Source organism: Nonomuraea sp. NPDC051298, from assembly GCF_055586305.1.
The window spans coordinates 90,574-108,299 of the sequence record NZ_JBVJIM010000006.1 but is presented as its reverse complement, the minus strand read 5'-3'; the positions used below and the strand labels follow the sequence as shown (position 1 = coordinate 108,299).

The window sequence follows — 17,726 nt, the reverse complement described above, 5'->3', positions numbered from 1 at the left end:
TACTTAATACATGGCACGCAGGACACAAGAGCTGGGCCGCTTCACGGACGTGGCGCTGCTGGTGCTCATCAGCCTCGCGGAGGGGCAGAAGCATGGCTACCGCATGATCGGTGACATCGAGGAGTTCTCGGGCACGTCGCTGGAACCGGGCACCCTCTACGGGGCGCTGATGCGGCTGGAGGAGCGCGGCTGGATCGAGGCGGTGCAGACGGCCGAGCGGCGCAAGCCGTACCGGATCACCGAGAGCGGGCGCGACGCGCTGCGCGAGCAACTCGCCACACTGCGCCGGGTCGAACAGGCGGGCAACAGGCGCGTGGCTTGGGGGCAGGCGTGATGCGGGCGATGGCACGGGCCGTGCTGAGGCTCTACCCGAAGCCGTGGCGGCGGCGCTACGCCGACGAGGTGGCCGAGCTGGTCGCCGCCCGGCCGGTCCGCGTACGCACGGTGCTCGACCTGGTCGCCGGCGCCGCCGACGCCTGGCTGCACCGCAGGCGCATCCCCGGGGCCGAGCCCCTCAGGATCCGGATCCCGCTCGCGTTCCTGCTGCCCGTCGCCGCCTACGGGCTGCTCACCCTGTGGAACCCCGGCGTACGCGACGTGCCCAGCCTCCACGGCGTCTGGGCCCAGGCGGCCGGTCTGGGGACGACCGCCGAACACGTGGCCAGGACGGCGACGTCACTGTTCGTCGCGGCGGCCGCGACCGGCGTGCTGTCGGTGATATCGCTGCTGATCAGCTCGTTCGGCGCCCTGGGGCGGCCGTCCGCCGGCGCCGTCACGCGCCGCACCGCGCGAGGGGTGGTCATGACCGCCCCGGTCATCGCCCTACCGGTGTGGCTGGTCTGCGACCTGTTCTACCGGATGGTCCACGCCGACGTCGGATACCCCGTCGGGCCGCTGGGCGACGCGATGCTCGGCGGCTTCATGGCGCCGCTCGTGCTGGCGCTGGTGCTGCCGCTGCCGTCGATCGCGGCCCGCACCCCGGCGCTCGGGCCCGACGTACGCGGGAGCGGCGCCACGCTCGCGGTGGCCGCCATCCTGAACGCGCTCGGCTGGCTGGCCGTGGCCGCCCTGCTGGCCATGGGCCTGACGCAGGCGTCACCGGGGTTCCTGGCGGCGACGGCGGTCAGCGCGCTGGTCAGCATCGGGATGGCGACACTGGTCGCGAGGAGCGCGCTCAGGCAGGGCCGCGCCACCCTGGGCCAGCTCACCCTCGGGTAAAGGGCCACGCTGGACCGGCTCGGCCTCGCGTAAGGGGCGCGGCCTGTGGCAGGCCGCGCCCCCTTTCGCCCTCACCTGTGGTCAGCGCGGTCAGTCCGTCACCGTGTCACCGCGTCACCGCGGCGCTGCGTCAGCGCGAGGCGCGGTTGACCGCGGAGATGATGGCCTTGAGTGAGGCCGTGGTGGTGTTGGCGTCGACGCCCACGCCCCACAGCACCTGCCCGTTGGCCTCGCACTCCAGGTAGGAGGCGGCCTTGGCGTCGGTGCCCGCGCTCATCGCGTGCTCCACGTAGTCGAGCACCCGCACCTGGATGCCGACCCCCGCGATGGCGTCGATGAAGGCCGAGATCGGGCCGTTGCCGGTGCCGGAGATCTCCCGGATCTCCCCGTCGAGGCGTACGTCGGCGCTGATGCGGTCTTTGTCGTCGACGGTCGACTCGTGGCGGTGGGCCATCAGGCTGAGACGGCCCCAGCGCCTGGCCGGGTTGGGCAGGTATTCGTCGCGGAAGATCTCGAACATCGCCGCGGGGCTGATCTCGCCGCCCTCGCTGTCGGTACGCGCCTGCACGACCTTGGAGAACTCGATCTGCAGCCGCCGCGGCAGGTCGAGCTGGTGGTCGGCCTTCATGATGTAGGCCACCCCGCCCTTGCCGGACTGGCTGTTGACCCGGATGACGGCCTCGTACGAGCGCCCGATGTCCTTCGGGTCGATGGGCAGGTAGGGCACCGCCCAGGAGAACTCGTCGACCGGCACGCCCGCGGCCGCCGCGTCGCGGTCGAGGTGCTCCAAGCCCTTCTTGATCGCGTCTTGGTGGGAGCCGGAGAAGGCGGTGTAGACCAGCTCGCCACCCCACGGGTGGCGCGGGTGCACGGGCAACTGGTTGCAGTATTCGGTGACGCGGCGGATCTCGTCGATGTCACTGAAGTCGATCTCGGGGTCGACGCCCTGCGAGAACAGGTTCATCCCCAGGGTGACCAGGCAGACGTTGCCGGTGCGCTCGCCGTTGCCGAACAGGCAGCCCTCGATGCGGTCGGCGCCGGCCAGGTAGCCCAGCTCGGCGGCGGCCACGGCGGTGCCCCGGTCGTTGTGCGGGTGCAGCGACAGCACGATCGAGTCGCGGCGCTGGAGGTGGCGGTGCATCCACTCGATCTGGTCGGCGTAGACGTTGGGGGTGGCCATCTCGACCGTGGCGGGCAAGTTGATGATCACCTTGCGGTCGGGGGTGGGCTGCCACACGTCGTTGACGGCGTCGCAGATCTCGACGGCGTATTCCAGCTCGGTGCCGGTGAACGACTCGGGCGAGTATTGGAAGTACACGTCGACGTCGGTGGCGTCGGCCAGCTTCTTGACCAGTTTGGCGCCCTCGACCGCGATGGCGGTGATGCCCTCTTTGTCCTGGCCGAAGACGACGCGGCGCTGCAGGGTGGAGGTCGAGTTGTACAGGTGGACGATGGCCCGCCCGGCGCCCTCGATGGCCTCGAAGGTACGCTCGATCAGCTCGGGCCTGGCCTGCGTCAGCACCTGGATGACCACGTCGCCGGGGATGCGGTCTTCCTCGATGATCTGCCGGACGAAGTCGAAGTCGGTCTGCGAGGCGGCCGGGAAGCCCACCTCGATCTCCTTGTAGCCCATGCGTACCAGCAGCTCGAACATCTGGAGCTTGCGGTGGGAGTCCATCGGATCGATCAGGGCCTGGTTGCCGTCGCGCAGGTCGACCGCGCACCAGCGCGGCGCCTCGGTGATGACCTTGTCGGGCCAGGTGCGGTCGGTCAGCCGGACGGGCTCGAACGGCTGGTAGCGATGGATCGGCATGGGGCTGGGCTGCTGGGCGGTCATGGCTGGTGCTCCTCGTCGGTCTCAGAAAGGAAGCGGCCGACGCGCATGGCTCGCTCCGCGGCGAGGGAGCCGGCCTTAAAGGCCCCCGCCGCGGCAGCTAAGAAGCAGCCCGCGCAGCATGCCATGAACGCTACCAGACGTCTCGGAGTGGACCGTGCAACATCTCGAATCTTGAGAAACCGCTGCTCATCGCGGAGGCACCGGCGGAGACCGCCGTGTGCTTCCTGGCGGTGACTAGAGTCGAGGACATGCGAGACGACGAGATTCTCACCACGATCAGCGCTCTGGTCACCGAGGAGCGCGAGCTGCGTGACCGGCTCTCCGCAGGCCAGGTCACCACCGACGAGGAGCACGCGCGCGTCAAGGAGCTGGAGTCCGCGCTCGACCAGTGCTGGGATCTGCTGCGCCAGCGCAGGGCCAGGCGCGGCGCGGGCGAGGACCCCGACGGCGCCGTCGCCCGCCCGGCCACCGAGGTGGCGAACTACCGGCAGTGAGCGCGCGCCAGGGTCGATGAGCTGGGGTCGACGAGCCCGTGCCGATGAGCCGGGGCTGATGAGCCGGAGCCGTGGAGCTGGGGCCGATGAGGCGGGTCGATATTCGGTGGCGGAGGCGGGCGCGCCTGCGTTTTGCTGGCCCCATGCGGATCCAGCCGATCGACCTCGACGACCCCGGTGACCTGGTCACGGGCCTGCACGACGCGTTCGTGACGGGCAGCGACGAGGACGCGGGCCCCATGGTCTCCCTGCCCATGTTCTCCCACCTGGTCACGACGGGCGGGGCGGGCGAGCGCGCGGAGGCGTGGGTGGTGACCGAGGGCGGCAAGGTCATGGGCGGCTACGCGCTGGCGCTGTCCCAGCACGACAACACCCACATGGGCTGGCTGTTCCCCCTGGTGGTGCGGCCCGAGCGGCGGGGCCGGGGCCTCGGTGAGGCGTTGTTCGGCCACGCGGTCGAGCGCCTGCGCGCGCACGGCCGTACGCTGCTGCTGGGCGAGGCGCTGGCGGGCAGCTCGGGCGCGCGCTTCGCCGCCGCGCGCGGGATGACGGTCGCGCTCGCGCAGGCCCGCCGCACGCTCGACCTGCGTACGGCCGACTGGGCCGCGCTCGAACGCCTGCGCCCCGAGGTGGACGGCTACCACCTGGAGCGCTGGATCGGCCCGGCGGGCCCCGAGCTGCTGGACGACCTGGCCACGCTCATGGGCGGCATGAACGACGCCCCGCGCGACGCCGACATCGAGGACATGCGGTTCTCCGTCGACCGCCTGCGGGCCCGCGAAGAGTCCCTCCCGCTCACCCGCCGCACCTGCTACACCATGATCGCCAGGCACTCGTCCGACGGGGCCCCCGCCGGCTACACGCGCGTCCTCCTCGACGCCGACCGTTCCGACGGCTGGGGCCACCAGTCCGACACGGCCGTGCTGCGCGAGCACCGCGGCCACCGCCTGGGGCTGCTCCTCAAGGTCGCCAACCTGCTGTGGCTGCGCGAGCACGAGCCCCACCTCGAACGCGTCATCACCTGGAACGCCACCTCCAACGCCCACATGCTGGCCATCAACGAGGCGATGGGCTTCCAGCTCTTCGACGAGTGGAGCGAGTGGCGGCTGGCGCTCTGACGGCCCGCCGAGGCCCACGGTCTCGAAAAGGGGGTGGCAGCCTGCCGTTGCGGTGGCGTTAAGCGTGCGTAAGAAATCATGTTAAGCGGACGTTAGATCTGACGCCGCCTCCCTTGCCCGAACATCCTTCTGACACGAGGCTCTGACCCAACTACCCCCCAGGAGCCATCCAGGAGGTTCTTCGTGAGCAAGGCACGCGTGCCGTGGAAGGCCGTGCTCGGCGGTTCCGTCGGCAATCTGGTCGAGTGGTACGACTGGTTCGTCTACAGCAGCTTCGCCGTCTACTTCGCCGCCTCCTTCTTCCCCGAGGGCAACGACACGGCCAAGCTGCTCAACACGGCCGCCATCTTCGCCGTCGGCTTCTTCATGCGCCCGCTCGGCGGCTGGCTGCTCGGCCGCTACGCCGACAGGAAGGGCCGCAAGGCGGCGCTCACGCTCACCGTCACGCTCATGTCGGCCAGCGCCCTGCTGATCGCCATCGCCCCGACCTATGAGGCGGTCGGCTACTTCGGGGCCCTGGTGCTGGTGGTGGCCCGCCTGCTGCAGGGCCTGTCGGTCGGCGGCGAGTACGCGGCCAGCGCCACGTATCTCACCGAGGCCACACCGCGCGGGCGGCGCGGCTTCGCCTCCAGCTTCCAGTACGTCTCCATGACCGCCGGCCAGCTCGTCGGCCTCGGCCTGCAGATCGTCCTGCAGAACACGATGACCCAGGAGGCCCTGAACTCCTACGGCTGGCGCATCCCGTTCGTGGTCGGCGCCGCGGCCGCCGCGGTCGTGTTCTACCTGCGCCGCAGCCTCCTGGAGACGGAGGCGTACGACGAGGAGGAGCGCGAGGTCAAGCAGGCCGACCGCGGCACGATCGCGCAGTTGCTCACCCACAAGAGGGAGGCGCTGCTGGTCATCGCGCTGACGATGGGCGGCACGGTCGCGTACTACACCTACACGACCTACCTCACGAAATACCTGTCGAACACGGCCGGCCTGCCCAAGGAGACGGCCACGCTGGTGAGCTTCTGCGCGTTGTTCGTCTTCATGTGCCTGCAACCGGCGGCGGGGGCGCTGTCGGACCGGATCGGGCGCAGGCCGTTGCTGATCACGTTCGGGATCGGGTCGATGGTGGGCACGGTGCCGCTCATGACCGCGCTCGGCGGGGTCGGCGGCTTCGGCGGCGCGCTGGTGCTCTCGCTCGCCGGGCTGCTCGTCGTCACCGGCTACACCTCGATCAACGCCGTGGTGAAGGCCGAACTGTTCCCGACCAACATACGCGCGCTCGGCGTGGCCCTCCCGTACGCGATCGCGAACGCCCTGTTCGGCGGCACCGCCGAGTACGTGGCGCTGTGGTTCAAGGACAACGGCATCGAGTCGGGCTTCTTCTGGTACGTCTCCGGTCTCGCCGCCGTGTCCCTCGTCGTCTACCTCACCATGCGCGAGACCAGGGACGCCGCGCTCTCCCGGGCCGAGCAGGCCACGGAGGAAGCGCTGCCGTCGCGCGTCTAACCTGGCGACATGCGCGTTCTCCTGGTCGAGGACGACGATCGGCTCGCCTCGGCGCTCACCACGGCCCTCGCCCGGCACGGCCACCAGGTCGCCAGGACGGGCCTGGCCGTCGACGTCCTCCGCCTGGCGGGGGGCGTCGACTTCGTCCTGCTGGACCTGGGTCTGCCCGACATGGACGGGCTCGATGTGCTGCGCCGCCTGCGACGGGTGTCGGTGGTGCCGCTGATCGTGGTCACGGCCCGTACCGAGGAGCGCGAGGTGCTGCGCGGCCTGCGCTCCGGGGCCGACGACTTCCTGGTCAAGCCGTTCCGCACGGTCGAGCTGATGGCCCGCATGGAGGCGGTCGTACGGCGCGGCACCCGCCCGCGCCCGCCCCGCGACGACGTGGTGAGCGTCGGCGACGTGCGCATCGACCTGGAGTCCCGGCAGGTCACGGTGGCCGGGGAGCCGGTGACGCTGACCCGGCGCGAGTTCGACCTGCTGGCGCTGCTGGCGCGCGAGCCGGGCGTGGTGCGCGGCAGGGAGGAGATCCTCGACGAGGTCTGGGGCGACCCGCTGCTGTCGGCCTCGCGCTCGCTGGACGTGCACGTGGCCAACCTGCGCTCCAAGACCGGCCGGCCCGGCCTGGTGGAGACGCTGCGCGGGACCGGCTACCGGCTGGGCTCGACGGCGTGAACTCGCGGCTGGTGATCACGTTCACGACGCTGATCGTGTTCCTGGTCGCGGCGCTGGCGGTGCCGCTGGGGCTGGCCTACGCCTCGCACCGGACGAACCGGCTGCTGCTCGACCGCCGCGCCGACGCCACCCGCTTCGCGGAGCTGGCCGACCAGGCGGCCCGCGACGACGACCACGCGGGCCTGGTCTCCGAGGTCGACCGCTACGCCGACCTGTACGGCGCGGCCGTGCGCGTCCGCGACCGCGACGGCTCCGTCGTGCTCACCGCGGGGCGCTTCGAGGCCGACGACCGCGAGGCGGTGCGGCTGGCGCTGTCCGGCCGCACGACCGAGGACCTGCCCACGGTCAGCCCGTTCGGCCCGGCCACGGTGCTGCTGGCCGAGCCGGCCGGGCGCGACGCGCAGGTGTCCGGGGTGGTGCTGCTGCAGGCCCCGACCGACCGGGCCCGGCTGGACGTGTCGCTGGTGTGGGGCGGGCTGGCGCTCGGCGCGATGGTCGCGCTGGCCTACTCGGTGCTGGCGGCCCGGGGGCTGGCCCGCTGGATCCTGCGGCCGGTCACCGAACTCGACCGCACCACGCGGGCCATCGCGCAGGGCAGGCTGGACGCGCGGGCCCACCCCGGCGTCGGCCCCTCGGAGCTGCGGCGACTGGAGGAACGCTTCAACGCGATGGCCGACGCGGTCGCCGGCGCGATGGCGCGGCAGCGGGCGTTCGTGGCCGACGCCTCCCACGAGTTGCGTACCCCGCTGACCGTGCTCGGGCTGCGGCTGGAGAACCTGGAGCCGCATCTGCGGCGCGAGGGGACGGCGGAGTTCGAGGAGGCGATGGGCGAGCTGGACCGACTGGCGCTGCTGGTGGAGGACCTGCTGACGCTGGCCCGGGTGGAGGTGGGCGCGGGGGCCGAGGGCAGGGAGGCCGAGCTGGGGGCGCGGCTGGCGGCCTGGCGGGAGGTGTACGCGGCCAAGGGCGTACGCCTGGTGGCCGACCTGCCCGAACCCGCCCCCGTGCCGGAGGCGGCGGCCAGGATCGCGGACATCGCCCTGGACAACGCCCAGAAGTTCGTCCCCGAGGGCGGCACGGTGACCGTCGCGCTGGCGGACGGCGTGCTGCGCGTGACGGACGACGGGCCCGGCCTGAGCGAGGAGGAGCGGGCGCAGGCGCCGGGCCGGTTCTGGCGCTCCGGCGCCCACGCGAACGTGCCGGGCAGTGGCCTGGGCCTGGCCATCGCCGCCGAACTCGCCGACGCGTCCGGCGCCGCGCTCCGCCTGCTCCCGGCCGCGCCGCACGGCCTGACGGTCGAGCTGCGCCTCCCGGCGCATCCGCCGAAGCCGCCTCAGCCGTAGACGGACCGGTAGTAGTGGGCGGCTCCCGGGTGCAGGGGCACGACGCCGGTGCCGATGGCGTACCGCCTGTCGAGCCGCCCGCCGGGGGCCGACGGCGCCTGGAGCCGGTCGCGGGCCAGGAACAGCGTCTCGGTGATCGTGTACGCCAGGTCGGCCGGCAGGGACGTCCGGCACATCAGGTAGCTGGGCGTTCCGATGGTCGGGACGGGCTTCGCGCCGCCGTACGCGCCCGCCGGGACCGAGGCGTGCTCGTACACGGGGCCGTACCCCCTGCGCAACACCGGCACCAGCGGCTCCAGCGGCAACAGCCGGAGGCCGCCGAGCGCCGCCAGCGCGGGCGTGGGCACGCCGCCCGACCAGAAGAACGCCTCGACCCGCCCGCTCCGCAGCGCCTGGATGGACGGGTCCAGCCCCAGCCGGGAGATCTCGGGCGGCCGCTCCAGCCCGGCGGCGGCCAGCACGCGGGTGGCGGTCACCGCGGTGCCCGACCCCTCCAGGCCGACGGAGACGGCCCGCCCGGCCAGCTCCCCCACCCCGGTGATCGCCGAGTCGGCGGCGACGACGAGGTGCACGTAGTTCATGTACATGCGGGCCAGGGCGGAGACGGGCTGGTGGCGTACGCGGACCGCGTCGTCGGCGCTGTCGGCCAGCGCGAACCCCACGTCGGCCCGCCCGTCGGTCATCATGGTCAGGTTCTGGACGCTGGCGGCGGTGCCCAGCACGCGCACGCCCAGCCCGTCGCGCCGCAGCTCCCCGGCCAGCCGGTCGCCGAGCTGCCCGTACGGGCCGCCCGCCAGCCCGGTCGCCAGCCGCAGCTCCGGCCACGCCGCGCCGCCGCCCGAGCAACCGGCCGCGAACACGGCCAGCCCCAGGAACGCGCGGCGGGATATCAACATGAACTCACGCTATCCCGTGGAGCAGAATGGACAATGTGCCGACCATCGCCCGCCTGCGCATCTCCCCAGAGCTGAGGATGTTCCTGCCCGTGGCCCGCCGCCAGGAGTGGCAGGAGGTGACCCCCGACGGCACCTCCACGCTCGGGCACCACGTCGAGTCGCTCGGCGTGCCGCTCACCGAGGTGGGTCCCATGGTGGTCAACGGCCGGGGCGTGCCGCCCGCGCACCAGCTCGTTCCCGGCGACGTGGTCGACGTGCAGCCGGTGCCGCGTCCGCAGCAACTGCCCGAGGAGCCGCGTTTCCTGCTGGACGTGCACCTGGGCACGCTGGCGCGGCGGCTGCGCCTGCTGGGCATCGACGCCGCCTACCACAACGACATGGACGACCCGGCGCTGGTGGTGCAGGCCAACGAGGAGCGGCGGGTGCTGCTCACGCAGGACCGCGGCCTGTTGCGCCGCCGCGCGCTGTGGCTGGGCGCCTACGTCCGCGGCTCCGCCCCCACCGACCAGCTCCGCGACCTGCTCGAACGCTTCGCCCCGCCGCTGCGCCCGTGGACCCGGTGCACGGCCTGCAACGGCGAGCTGCTGGCGGTGCGGAAGGGCGAGGTCGAGCCGTTGCTGGCGGCGGGCACCCGGCGCAGCTACGACGTCTACGGCCGCTGCGCCGTCTGCGGCCAGGTCTACTGGCACGGCGCCCACAGCGGCCACCTGGAGGAGATCGTCAGGACGGCCAGGGCCTGGACCGCGTGACCCCCGCCACCCGCGGCGGGGGCGCTCACACGGCCAGCAGCCGCTGGACGTCCTCCCGGTGCAGGTCCTCGGCCGTCCCCGAGCGCACGACGTGCCCGCCGTCGAGGATCACGAACGTGTCGGCCAGCCGCAGCGCGAGGTCCAGGTACTGCTCCACCAGCAGCACGGCCAGCCCCGAGGCGTGCAGCCGCTCGATGGCCGCCTCGATCTCCAGGATGATCGACGGCTGGATGCCCTCGGTGGGCTCGTCGAGTATGAGCATCCTGGGCCGGGTCACCAGGGCGCGCGCCATGGCGAGCTGCTGCTGCTGGCCGCCCGACAGGTGCCCGGCACTGCGCTTGAGCAGCGGCTCGAGCGCGGGGAACAGCTCCAGGGCCTCGTCTATGACGCCTCTGGGCTGCTTGGCGGCCTCGGCGGTCACCAGCAGGTTGCCCAGGACCGAGAGCTGCGGGAAGCACTGGTGGCCCTGGGGCACGTAGCCCATGCCGAGGCGTACGCGCTCGTGCGGCTTGAGCCGGGTGACGTCGCGGCCGTCGAACGTCACCGTGCCCGCGGTGGCGGGCAGCACCCCCATGACCGTGTTGAGCAGCGTGGTCTTGCCGACGCCGTTGCGTCCCATGACGCACACGAGCTGCCCCTGCCCCACCTCCACCGACACCCCGAACAGGACGCGCGCCCTCCCGTACCCCGACTCAAGGCCGGTTACCGACAGCATCGCCGGTCCTCCTCCCCAGATAGACCTCCTGCACCCGGGGGTCGGCGCTGATCTGGTCGACCGACCCCTCCACGAGCACCCTGCCCTCGTGCAACACGGTGACCGCGGAGGCGTGCCGCCGCAGGAACTCCATGTCGTGCTCGACCACGACCACCGTGTGATCGTCGGCGATCCGCGTGAGCAGCTCGCCCGTGCGCTCGCGTTCGTCCTTGGACATGCCCGCCACCGGCTCGTCCAGGAGCAGCAGTCTCGGCCGCTGCGCCAGCAGCATCCCGATCTCGAGCCACTGGCGCTGGCCGTGCGAGAGAACGCCGGCCGAACGCTCGGCGAGTTCTTCCAGCCCTGTCCTGGCCAGGGCCTCCTCGACGGCCTCCGAGACGCCCCTGCGCCGCCTGGCCAGCGACCACAGCGGCTTGCGGAAGCTCGCGGCCAGGTCGAGGTTCTCGATCACGGTGAGCGCCTCGAACACCACGGACGTCTGGAACGTGCGGCCGACGCCCATCCGGACGATCTGGTGCTCCTTCCGCCCGACCAGGTCCTGGCCGCCGAACCGCACGCTGCCCGCCGCCGGCCGGGTCAGCCCGGTGATCACGTCGATGAGCGTGGTCTTGCCGGCCCCGTTGGGCCCGATGAGGAAGCGCAGCTCCCCCTCTGGCACGGTCAGGTCGACGCCGTCGAGCGCGCGGAAGCCGTCGAACACGACCTGGACGTCACGGAGTTCGAGCATGGCGCAACCTCCCCAGGATGCCCGCGACGCCCTTCGGGGCAAGCGTCATGACCAGGATGAACAGGGCACCTTGCAGGTAGAGCCAGCCGTCGGCGAACTGCTCGCTGAACGTCGTCTTGGCGTAGGCCATGACGACGGCCCCCAGCACGGCCCCGGCCAGCACGTGCCGCCCGCCCACGGCCACCGCGACGACCAGCTCCAGCGAGGGCACGACGCCGAGCAGCGCGGGCGAGATGATGCCGACGACGGGCACGAACAGCGCCCCCGCCAGCCCGGCCATGCCCGCGGAGGCGGCGAAGGTGACGGTCTTGACCAGGGCCGGGTCGTAGCCGAGGAAGCGCACCCGGTCCTCACCGTCGCGTACGGCGGCCAGCAGGCGGCCGTACCGGCTGTTCACGAGCTGCCGGGTGGCCAGGTAGAGCACCCCGAGGACGACGGCCACCACCAGGTAGAGGCCGCGCTGCGTGGAGTCCTCGGCCAGGTCCTGCCCGAACAGCTCGAAGAAGTTGGTCATGCCGTTGGTGCCGCCGGTGAGCCCCTGCTGCCCGACCAGCAGGATGACCGTCGCGGCGGCCAGCGCCTGGGTGAGGATCGCGAAGTACGCCCCGCGTACGCGCTGCCTGAACACCAGCGTGCCCAGGATCAGCGCCAGCAGCACGGGCCCGACGACCGCCATGCTCAGCGCGAAGACGGGGTTGGCGAACGGCGCCCACAGCGCGGGCAGCCTCTCCACCCCGCTCCAGACCATGAAGTCGGGCAGCCCGCCGCCGGCCTCGGTGAGCTTGAGGTACATGGCCATGGAGTAGCCGCCGAGCCCGAAGAAGACCCCCTGGCCGAGCGTGAGCATGCCGCCCTGACCCCAGGCCAGGCCGATCCCGAGCGCGACGATCGCGTAGCACAGGTACTTGGCCAGCAGCCCCAGCCGGAACGGCTCCAGCAGCAGCGGCGCGGCCACCAGCGCGATCAACGCCACGGTCGCGAACGGCAGATGCCGCCTGATCGCCGCCCTCGTCATGTGAGCACCCGCGATCTCAGCACGACCAGCCCTTGCGGCCTGATCTGGAGGAACCCGATGACGACGGCGAACACGAGCACCTTGGCCAGCGAGGCGTCCGACCAGAACTCGGCGTAGGAGTTCAGCAGCCCCAGCCCAGCCGCCGCGAACACCGCCCCGCGCAGTTGCCCGAGCCCGCCCGCCACGACCACCAGGAACGCGTCCACGATGTAGTACGTGCCGAGCGCCGGCCCGACGGGCCCGATGAGGGTGAGCGCGACCCCGGCCACGCCCGCCAGCCCCGACCCGATGAAGAACGTCAGCATGTCCACCCGGCCGGTGTCGATCCCGCTGGTGGCGGCGAGCTGCCGGTTCTGCACCACGGCCTGCGTCCTGCGCCCAAGCCCGGTCCGCGTGAGGTACGCCCAGACCGCCACCACGCCCGCCACCGCGAGCGCCATGATGAACAGCCGGTTGTAGGGCAGGATGCCCACCCCGCCCGACAGCCACGAGGGGGCGGGCACCTGGACGTTCGGGGCGCCGAACACGTCGCGGGCGAGCTGCTGCAGCACCAGGCTGACGCCCCAGGTCAGCAGCAGCGTGTCCATCGGCCTGCCGTAGAAGTGCCTGATCGCGGCCCGCTCCAGGATCAGCCCCATGATCCCGGCGACCAGGAACGCCGCGGGCAGGGCCAGGACGAGGTCCTGCAGCAGGAACGCGGTGTAGGCCCCGGCCATGATGAACTCGCCGTGCGCCATGTTGATCACGCCCATCTGCCCGAACGTGAACGTCAGGCCGAGCGCGATCAGCAGCAGCACCGCCCCGATCGACAGCCCGATGGGGAGCTGGTTGGCGAAGGCCGACATCACTGGCCCGCCGCCAGGCCGCTCGCCCACGGGTAGCCCTTGAGGTAGGGGTCCGGCTTGATCGGCGCGCCGGAGTCCCAGACCTGTTTGATCAGGCCGTCGGGCTGGATGATGCCGATGCGGGCGGTCTTGTACATGTGCTGGTTCTCGCCGTCGATGGTGACCAGCCCTTCTGGACGTTCGAGCGCGATGCCGGGCGCGGCCTTCCTGACCGCCTCGACCTCGGTGCTGCCGGCCTTCTTGACGGCCTCGGCCCACAGGTAGACGGCGTTGTAGCCGGCCTCCATGGGGTCGGAGGTGACCTTGTCCGGCCCGTACGCGGCCTTGTACGCCTTGACGAACGCCTGGTTGGCCGGGGTGTCGGTGGTCTGGTAGTAGTTCCAGGCGACGGGGTGCCCGGCGATGTTGTCCACGCCGATGCCGGTGACCTCCTCCTCGGCCACGCTCACCGAGAGCACGGGCATGGCCTCGGCCGTGGCTCCCGCGCTCTTGAGCTGTTTGAAGAAGGCGACGTTGCTGTCGCCGTTCAGGGTGTTGAAGACGGCGTCCGGCTTGGCCTGCACGACCTTGTTGACCAGCGTGGAGTATTCGGTGTGGCCGAGGGGCGTGTACTCCTCGCCGAGCACTCGCATCCCGTTCGCCGCCGCGTACGCTTTGATGATCTTGTTGGCCGTCCGCGGGAAGACGTAGTCGCTGCCCACCAGGAACAACGTCTTCTTGCCCTGCTCCTTCAGGTAGTCGAGGCCGGGGATGATCTGCTGGTTGGTGGTGGCGCCGGTGTAGAAGATGTACGGCGAGCTTTCGAGCCCCTCGTACTGCACGGGGTACCACAGGAGCGCCTTGTACCGTTCGAAGACCGGCAGCATCGCCTTCCTGCTGGCCGAGGTCCAGCCGCCGAAGACGGTGGCGACCTTGTCCTGCCTGATCAGCTTCGTGGCCTTCTCGGCGAACGTGGGCCAGTCGGAGGCGCCGTCCTCGACGACCGGCACGAGCTTCTTGCCGAGCACGCCGCCCGCCTTGTTGATCTCGTCGATGGCGAGCAGTTCGGCGTCGCGCACGGTGACCTCGCTGATGGCCATCGTGCCGCTGAGGGAGTGCAGGAGGCCGACCTTGATCTCGTTCGACGGGGCGGCGGGTCCTGCCCCGGATCCGCACGCCGCCAGAGCTGATACGAGGAGCGCGGAGACTATCGGGCGGGAGATGCGCAAAGCCGTTCCTTCCTGCCGACCACTACTGCCAGAAAGGTGACTCCGCGGCATTTCCCCGAAAGATCTCAATGGTTAATTGGCTATTGCCAAAGTTTCACAATCGCACATAATCGGACACATCGGCGTTCGCCCGAGGGTGAAACCGACACGACACGCTGCGGCAACAGCGAGGTAACGGCCGGTTCCTATGGTCCGGCCATGCGGCTTACCTCACACGAGCAGGAGCGGCTGCTCATCCACGTCGCCGCCGGGGTGGCGCGCGAGCGCAGGTCACGGGGCCTGCGGCTCAACCATCCGGAGGCCACCGCCGTCATCGCCTCGTTCCTCATGGAGGGCGCCAGAGACGGGCGCAGCGTGGCCGACCTGATGGAGGCGGGCCGGTCGGTGCTCGGCCGGGCCGACGTCATGGAGGGCGTGCCGGAGATGCTGCAGAGCGTGCAGATCGAGGCCACGTTCCCCGACGGTACGAAGCTGGTCACCGTGCACAGGCCCATCCCGTGATCCCGGGCAGCTACACCCACCCCGACGGGCCCATCGCGCTCAACCCGGGGCGCGAGCGGGTCACGGTGCGCGTGGTCAACACGGCCGACCGGCCCGTACAGGTGGGCTCGCACTACCACTTCGCGGCGGCCAACCCCGGCCTGGAGTTCGACAGGAAGGCGGCCTGGGGCAGGCGGCTCGACGTGCCCGCGGGGACCGCGGTCAGGTTCGAGCCGGGCGTCGAACGTGACGTGACGCTGGTCCCGCTGGCCGGGAACCGGGTGGTGCCGGGCCTGCGTCCGGAGTGGGCGGGGCCGCTCGATGACTGACAGCGCCGGGGCCCGGATCTCGCGCGCCCGCTACGCGGCCCTGTACGGCCCCACGACCGGCGACCGGATCCGGCTGGCCGACACCGACCTGTTCATCGAGGTCACCGACGACCTGTCCATCGGACCGGCCGGTCCCGGCGACGAGGCCGTCTTCGGCGGCGGCAAGGTCATCCGCGAGTCCATGGGCCAGGCCCGTACGACCCGCGCCGAGGGCGCGCCCGACCTGGTCGTCACCGGGGCGGTCATCCTCGACCACTGGGGGGTGGTCAAGGCCGACATCGGCATTCGCGACGGCCGGATCCTCGCCATCGGCAAGGCGGGCAACCCCGACACGATGGACGGCGTCGACATCGTCATCGGGCCCTCCACGGAGGTGCTGGCGGGCAACGGCAAGATCCTCACCGCCGGGGCCGTCGACTCGCACGTCCACCTGATCTGCCCGCAGCTCCTCGACGTGGCCATCGCGTCGGGCGTCACCACGATCGTCGGCGGCGGCACCGGGCCCGTCGAGGGCACCAAGGCCACCACCGTCACCGGCGCGTGGTACCTCGGCCGGATGCTGGAGTCGCTCGACGCCTACCCGCTGAACTTCGCCCTGCTCGGCAAGGGCAACACCGTCAGCGAGGAGGGCCTGCTCGAACAGCTCGAAGCGGGGGCCTCCGGCTTCAAACTGCACGAAGACTGGGGCACCACGCCCGCCGCCATCGACGCCTGCCTGCGCGTCGCCGACGCCACGGGCGTGCAGGTCACCATCCACACCGACACGCTGAACGAGGCCGGCTTCGTCGAGTCGACGCTCAAGGCCATCGACGACCGGATGATCCACGCGTACCACACAGAAGGGGCCGGCGGCGGGCACGCGCCCGACATCATCCGGGTGGCCGGCCGCCCCAACATCCTGCCCTCCTCCACCAACCCCACCAGGCCGCACACCGTCAACACGCTCGACGAGCACCTCGACATGCTGATGGTCTGCCACCACCTCAACCCGTCCATCCCTGAGGACCTGGCCTTCGCCGAGTCGCGCATCCGGCCCGGCACCATGGCCGCGGAAGACGTGCTGCACGACCTCGGGGCGATCTCGATGATCGGCTCCGACTCGCAGGCCATGGGCCGGATCGGCGAGACGATCATCCGCACGTGGCAGACCGCGCACGTCATGAAGGCCCGCCGCGGCCCGCTCGGCGACGCGGCGGCGGGCCCGGCCGACAACCTGCGCGCCCGCCGCTACATCGCCAAGTACACGATCTGCCCCGCCGTCGCCCACGGCCTGGACGCCGAGCTGGGCTCCGTCGAACGCGGCAAGCTCGCCGACCTCGTCCTGTGGGACCCGGCCTTCTTCGGGGTCAAACCCGACCTGGTGCTCAAGGGCGGGGTGGTCGCCTGGGCGCAGATGGGCGACGCCAACGCCTCGATCCCGACGCCGCAGCCGGTGCTGCCCCGTCCCATGTTCGGCGCCTCCCCGGTCACGGCGGCGGCCACCTCGCTGCACTTCGTCTCGCCACTGGCGCTGGAGTCGGGGCTGGCCGACCGGCTGTCCGTACGGCGCCGCCTGGCCCCGGTGGCGGACGTACGGCGGCGGGGGAAGGCGTCGATGCCGCTCAACGACGCGATGCCGATGATCGAGGTGGCATCCGACACCTTCGAGGTCCGCATCGACGGCGAACTCGTCGAGCCCGACCCCGTCACCACCCTGCCCATGGCCCAGCGGTACTTCCTGTTCTGATGAGCACTCCGATGACACCTGCCCTGCTGCTGCTCACCGACTCCCGGCTCCCGGCGGGCGGGCACGCCCACTCGGGCGGCGCCGAGCGTGCCGTCGCGTCCGGGGCCGTGCACGACGTGCCGACGCTGCGGTCGTTCCTCCGGGGGCGGCTGCACACCGCGGGCCTCGTCGCCACCGCGCTGACCGCCGCCGCCTGCGCCGAGGCAGCCGCCACACCGACCGTCTCGGCACCGGACGGCGCGTCCGACCTGGCGATGCCGAACGCCGTACCGGACCGGACAGCACCAGACCGGACGGGGCCAGACCGGACAGGGCCGGACTGGGCGTTGCTGGACGCGGAGGCGGACGCGCGCACCGCCGCGCCCGCCCAGCGGGAGGCGTCCAGGACGCAGGGCAGGCTGCTGCTCCGCGTCGCCCGCCGCGTCTGGCCGTCACCCGTGCTGGACCGGCTGGCGCTGGACGTGCCGAACCCGCACCACCCGATCGCGCTCGGCGCGGCGGCGCACGCCGCGGGCGCCACACCCGAGGAGGCGGCGCTGGCGGCGGCCTACCAGGCGGTCAGCGGCCCGGCCACGGCGGCGGTCCGGCTGCTGGGCCTCGACCCGGTCGCCGTGCACGCCCTGCTGGCCGAGCTGACCCCCGACCTCACCGCCGTCGCCGCCCAAGCCTGCCTGTCCGTCGCCGCCTGCGGACTCGACCTCGCCGCCGGCCCCGACCCCACCTCCCACTGGTCCTCCCATTGGGCCTCCCGCTGGGGGGCGCTGCCCGCGCACTCGGCACCCGGCCTCGACCTGCTCGCCGAGCAGCACGCGCGGGCCGAGGTCAGGCTGTTCGTCTCCTAGAAAGGACCTTTG

At 71.8% G+C, this 17,726-nt stretch carries 19 protein-coding genes; 12 read left to right on the top strand and 7 right to left on the bottom strand.

What is annotated here, in order from left to right:
• The first annotated feature begins 10 nt into the window (after positions 1-10).
• A complete protein-coding gene (locus ACZ6S0_RS20065) occupies positions 11-334 on the top strand; it encodes a PadR family transcriptional regulator (protein WP_465919559.1) in 324 nt (107 codons plus the stop codon).
• The gene (locus ACZ6S0_RS20060) at positions 334-1,218 is read left to right on the top strand and encodes a hypothetical protein (RefSeq protein WP_465919558.1); all 885 of its coding nucleotides are present in this window, start codon (positions 334-336) and stop codon (positions 1,216-1,218) included. The genes ACZ6S0_RS20065 and ACZ6S0_RS20060 overlap by 1 nt, the downstream gene beginning before the upstream one ends.
• Before the next feature lie 130 nt (positions 1,219-1,348).
• Here the strand turns inward: ACZ6S0_RS20060 and leuA are convergent, their stop codons facing one another.
• Positions 1,349-3,055 (bottom strand): 2-isopropylmalate synthase, encoded by a 1,707-nt coding sequence (leuA, locus tag ACZ6S0_RS20055; RefSeq protein ID WP_465919557.1) that lies wholly within the window; start codon positions 3,053-3,055, stop codon positions 1,349-1,351.
• A 248-nt stretch (positions 3,056-3,303) separates the two neighbouring features.
• Between leuA and ACZ6S0_RS20050 the strand changes: the two genes are divergently transcribed.
• From ACZ6S0_RS20050 to ACZ6S0_RS20030, 5 genes are all read left to right on the top strand, one after another.
• Entirely contained in the window at positions 3,304-3,549 is a 246-nt protein-coding gene (locus ACZ6S0_RS20050) for a DUF2630 family protein (RefSeq protein WP_465919555.1), read from the top strand.
• Between the two features lie 86 nt (positions 3,550-3,635).
• Positions 3,636-4,667: a GNAT family N-acetyltransferase gene (locus ACZ6S0_RS20045; protein ID WP_465919554.1), complete on the top strand. Its 1,032-nt coding sequence runs from the start codon at positions 3,636-3,638 to the stop codon at positions 4,665-4,667.
• Between the two features lie 183 nt (positions 4,668-4,850).
• The gene (locus ACZ6S0_RS20040) at positions 4,851-6,164 is read left to right on the top strand and encodes an MFS transporter (protein WP_465919551.1); all 1,314 of its coding nucleotides are present in this window, start codon (positions 4,851-4,853) and stop codon (positions 6,162-6,164) included.
• 9 nt (positions 6,165-6,173) lie between these two features.
• Positions 6,174-6,839 carry a response regulator transcription factor gene (locus ACZ6S0_RS20035; RefSeq protein ID WP_465919548.1) on the top strand — a complete coding sequence of 222 codons (666 nt, stop codon included), beginning with the start codon at positions 6,174-6,176 and terminating at the stop codon, positions 6,837-6,839.
• Entirely contained in the window at positions 6,836-8,182 is a 1,347-nt protein-coding gene (locus ACZ6S0_RS20030) for a sensor histidine kinase (protein WP_465919546.1), read from the top strand. Before ACZ6S0_RS20035 ends, ACZ6S0_RS20030 begins: the two co-directional genes overlap by 4 nt.
• Here the strand turns inward: ACZ6S0_RS20030 and ACZ6S0_RS20025 are convergent.
• Entirely contained in the window at positions 8,173-9,078 is a 906-nt protein-coding gene (locus ACZ6S0_RS20025) for a TAXI family TRAP transporter solute-binding subunit (protein ID WP_465919543.1), read from the bottom strand. The genes ACZ6S0_RS20030 and ACZ6S0_RS20025 overlap by 10 nt on opposite strands.
• Before the next feature lie 26 nt (positions 9,079-9,104).
• Between ACZ6S0_RS20025 and ACZ6S0_RS20020 the strand changes: the two genes are divergently transcribed.
• Positions 9,105-9,827 carry a Mut7-C RNAse domain-containing protein gene (locus ACZ6S0_RS20020; RefSeq protein ID WP_465919539.1) on the top strand — a complete coding sequence of 241 codons (723 nt, stop codon included), beginning with the start codon at positions 9,105-9,107 and terminating at the stop codon, positions 9,825-9,827.
• Positions 9,828-9,852: 25 nt separating this feature from the next.
• Here ACZ6S0_RS20020 and urtE read toward each other — a convergent pair whose 3' ends face one another.
• From urtE to urtA, 5 genes are read right to left on the bottom strand one after another with little or no spacing between them, the layout of a single operon-like run.
• Positions 9,853-10,542, bottom strand: coding sequence for an urea ABC transporter ATP-binding subunit UrtE (gene urtE, locus ACZ6S0_RS20015; protein WP_465919538.1), 690 nt, complete (start codon positions 10,540-10,542; stop codon positions 9,853-9,855).
• Complete coding sequence (urtD, locus tag ACZ6S0_RS20010) at positions 10,520-11,269, bottom strand: urea ABC transporter ATP-binding protein UrtD (protein WP_344891954.1); 750 nt, start codon at positions 11,267-11,269, stop codon at positions 10,520-10,522. Before urtD ends, urtE begins: the two co-directional genes overlap by 23 nt.
• Positions 11,253-12,284, bottom strand: a complete 1,032-nt coding sequence (urtC, locus tag ACZ6S0_RS20005) for an urea ABC transporter permease subunit UrtC (RefSeq protein ID WP_465919536.1) — start codon at positions 12,282-12,284, stop codon at positions 11,253-11,255. Before urtC ends, urtD begins: the two co-directional genes overlap by 17 nt.
• Complete coding sequence (gene urtB / locus ACZ6S0_RS20000) at positions 12,281-13,129, bottom strand: urea ABC transporter permease subunit UrtB (protein WP_465920296.1); 849 nt, start codon at positions 13,127-13,129, stop codon at positions 12,281-12,283. Before urtB ends, urtC begins: the two co-directional genes overlap by 4 nt.
• Positions 13,129-14,337: an urea ABC transporter substrate-binding protein gene (gene urtA, locus ACZ6S0_RS19995; RefSeq protein WP_465919534.1), complete on the bottom strand. Its 1,209-nt coding sequence runs from the start codon at positions 14,335-14,337 to the stop codon at positions 13,129-13,131. Before urtA ends, urtB begins: the two co-directional genes overlap by 1 nt.
• Before the next feature lie 198 nt (positions 14,338-14,535).
• Here urtA and ACZ6S0_RS19990 point away from each other — a divergent pair, with 198 nt between their 5' ends.
• The 4 genes from ACZ6S0_RS19990 to ACZ6S0_RS19975 are packed head-to-tail and all read left to right on the top strand — an operon-like array spanning position 14,536 to position 17,714.
• Positions 14,536-14,838 carry an urease subunit gamma gene (locus ACZ6S0_RS19990; RefSeq protein WP_465919530.1) on the top strand — a complete coding sequence of 101 codons (303 nt, stop codon included), beginning with the start codon at positions 14,536-14,538 and terminating at the stop codon, positions 14,836-14,838.
• Entirely contained in the window at positions 14,835-15,146 is a 312-nt protein-coding gene (locus ACZ6S0_RS19985; RefSeq protein WP_465919526.1) for an urease subunit beta, read from the top strand. The genes ACZ6S0_RS19990 and ACZ6S0_RS19985 overlap by 4 nt, the downstream gene beginning before the upstream one ends.
• Positions 15,139-16,872 (top strand): urease subunit alpha, encoded by a 1,734-nt coding sequence (locus ACZ6S0_RS19980; protein ID WP_465919524.1) that lies wholly within the window; start codon positions 15,139-15,141, stop codon positions 16,870-16,872. The genes ACZ6S0_RS19985 and ACZ6S0_RS19980 overlap by 8 nt, the downstream gene beginning before the upstream one ends.
• Complete coding sequence (locus tag ACZ6S0_RS19975) at positions 16,872-17,714, top strand: urease accessory protein UreF (RefSeq protein ID WP_465919521.1); 843 nt, start codon at positions 16,872-16,874, stop codon at positions 17,712-17,714. Before ACZ6S0_RS19980 ends, ACZ6S0_RS19975 begins: the two co-directional genes overlap by 1 nt.
• Positions 17,715-17,726 lie beyond the last annotated feature (12 nt).

What these genes read in the sequence shown, in the direction of transcription:
- ACZ6S0_RS20065 (WP_465919559.1), top strand. Translation starts at nt 11, where the DNA reads ATGGCACGCAGGACACAAGAGCTGGGCCGCTTCACGGACGTGGCGCTG.
- ACZ6S0_RS20060 (WP_465919558.1), top strand. Translation starts at nt 334, where the DNA reads ATGCGGGCGATGGCACGGGCCGTGCTGAGGCTCTACCCGAAGCCGTGG.
- leuA (WP_465919557.1), bottom strand. Translation starts at nt 3,055, where the DNA reads ATGACCGCCCAGCAGCCCAGCCCCATGCCGATCCATCGCTACCAGCCG.
- ACZ6S0_RS20050 (WP_465919555.1), top strand. Translation starts at nt 3,304, where the DNA reads ATGCGAGACGACGAGATTCTCACCACGATCAGCGCTCTGGTCACCGAG.
- ACZ6S0_RS20045 (WP_465919554.1), top strand. Translation starts at nt 3,636, where the DNA reads ATGAGGCGGGTCGATATTCGGTGGCGGAGGCGGGCGCGCCTGCGTTTT.
- ACZ6S0_RS20035 (WP_465919548.1), top strand. Translation starts at nt 6,174, where the DNA reads ATGCGCGTTCTCCTGGTCGAGGACGACGATCGGCTCGCCTCGGCGCTC.
- ACZ6S0_RS20025 (WP_465919543.1), bottom strand. Translation starts at nt 9,078, where the DNA reads ATGTTGATATCCCGCCGCGCGTTCCTGGGGCTGGCCGTGTTCGCGGCC.
- ACZ6S0_RS20020 (WP_465919539.1), top strand. Translation starts at nt 9,105, where the DNA reads ATGGACAATGTGCCGACCATCGCCCGCCTGCGCATCTCCCCAGAGCTG.
- urtE (WP_465919538.1), bottom strand. Translation starts at nt 10,542, where the DNA reads ATGCTGTCGGTAACCGGCCTTGAGTCGGGGTACGGGAGGGCGCGCGTC.
- urtD (WP_344891954.1), bottom strand. Translation starts at nt 11,269, where the DNA reads ATGCTCGAACTCCGTGACGTCCAGGTCGTGTTCGACGGCTTCCGCGCG.
- urtC (WP_465919536.1), bottom strand. Translation starts at nt 12,284, where the DNA reads ATGACGAGGGCGGCGATCAGGCGGCATCTGCCGTTCGCGACCGTGGCG.
- urtB (WP_465920296.1), bottom strand. Translation starts at nt 13,129, where the DNA reads ATGTCGGCCTTCGCCAACCAGCTCCCCATCGGGCTGTCGATCGGGGCG.
- ACZ6S0_RS19990 (WP_465919530.1), top strand. Translation starts at nt 14,536, where the DNA reads ATGCGGCTTACCTCACACGAGCAGGAGCGGCTGCTCATCCACGTCGCC.
- ACZ6S0_RS19980 (WP_465919524.1), top strand. Translation starts at nt 15,139, where the DNA reads ATGACTGACAGCGCCGGGGCCCGGATCTCGCGCGCCCGCTACGCGGCC.
- ACZ6S0_RS19975 (WP_465919521.1), top strand. Translation starts at nt 16,872, where the DNA reads ATGAGCACTCCGATGACACCTGCCCTGCTGCTGCTCACCGACTCCCGG.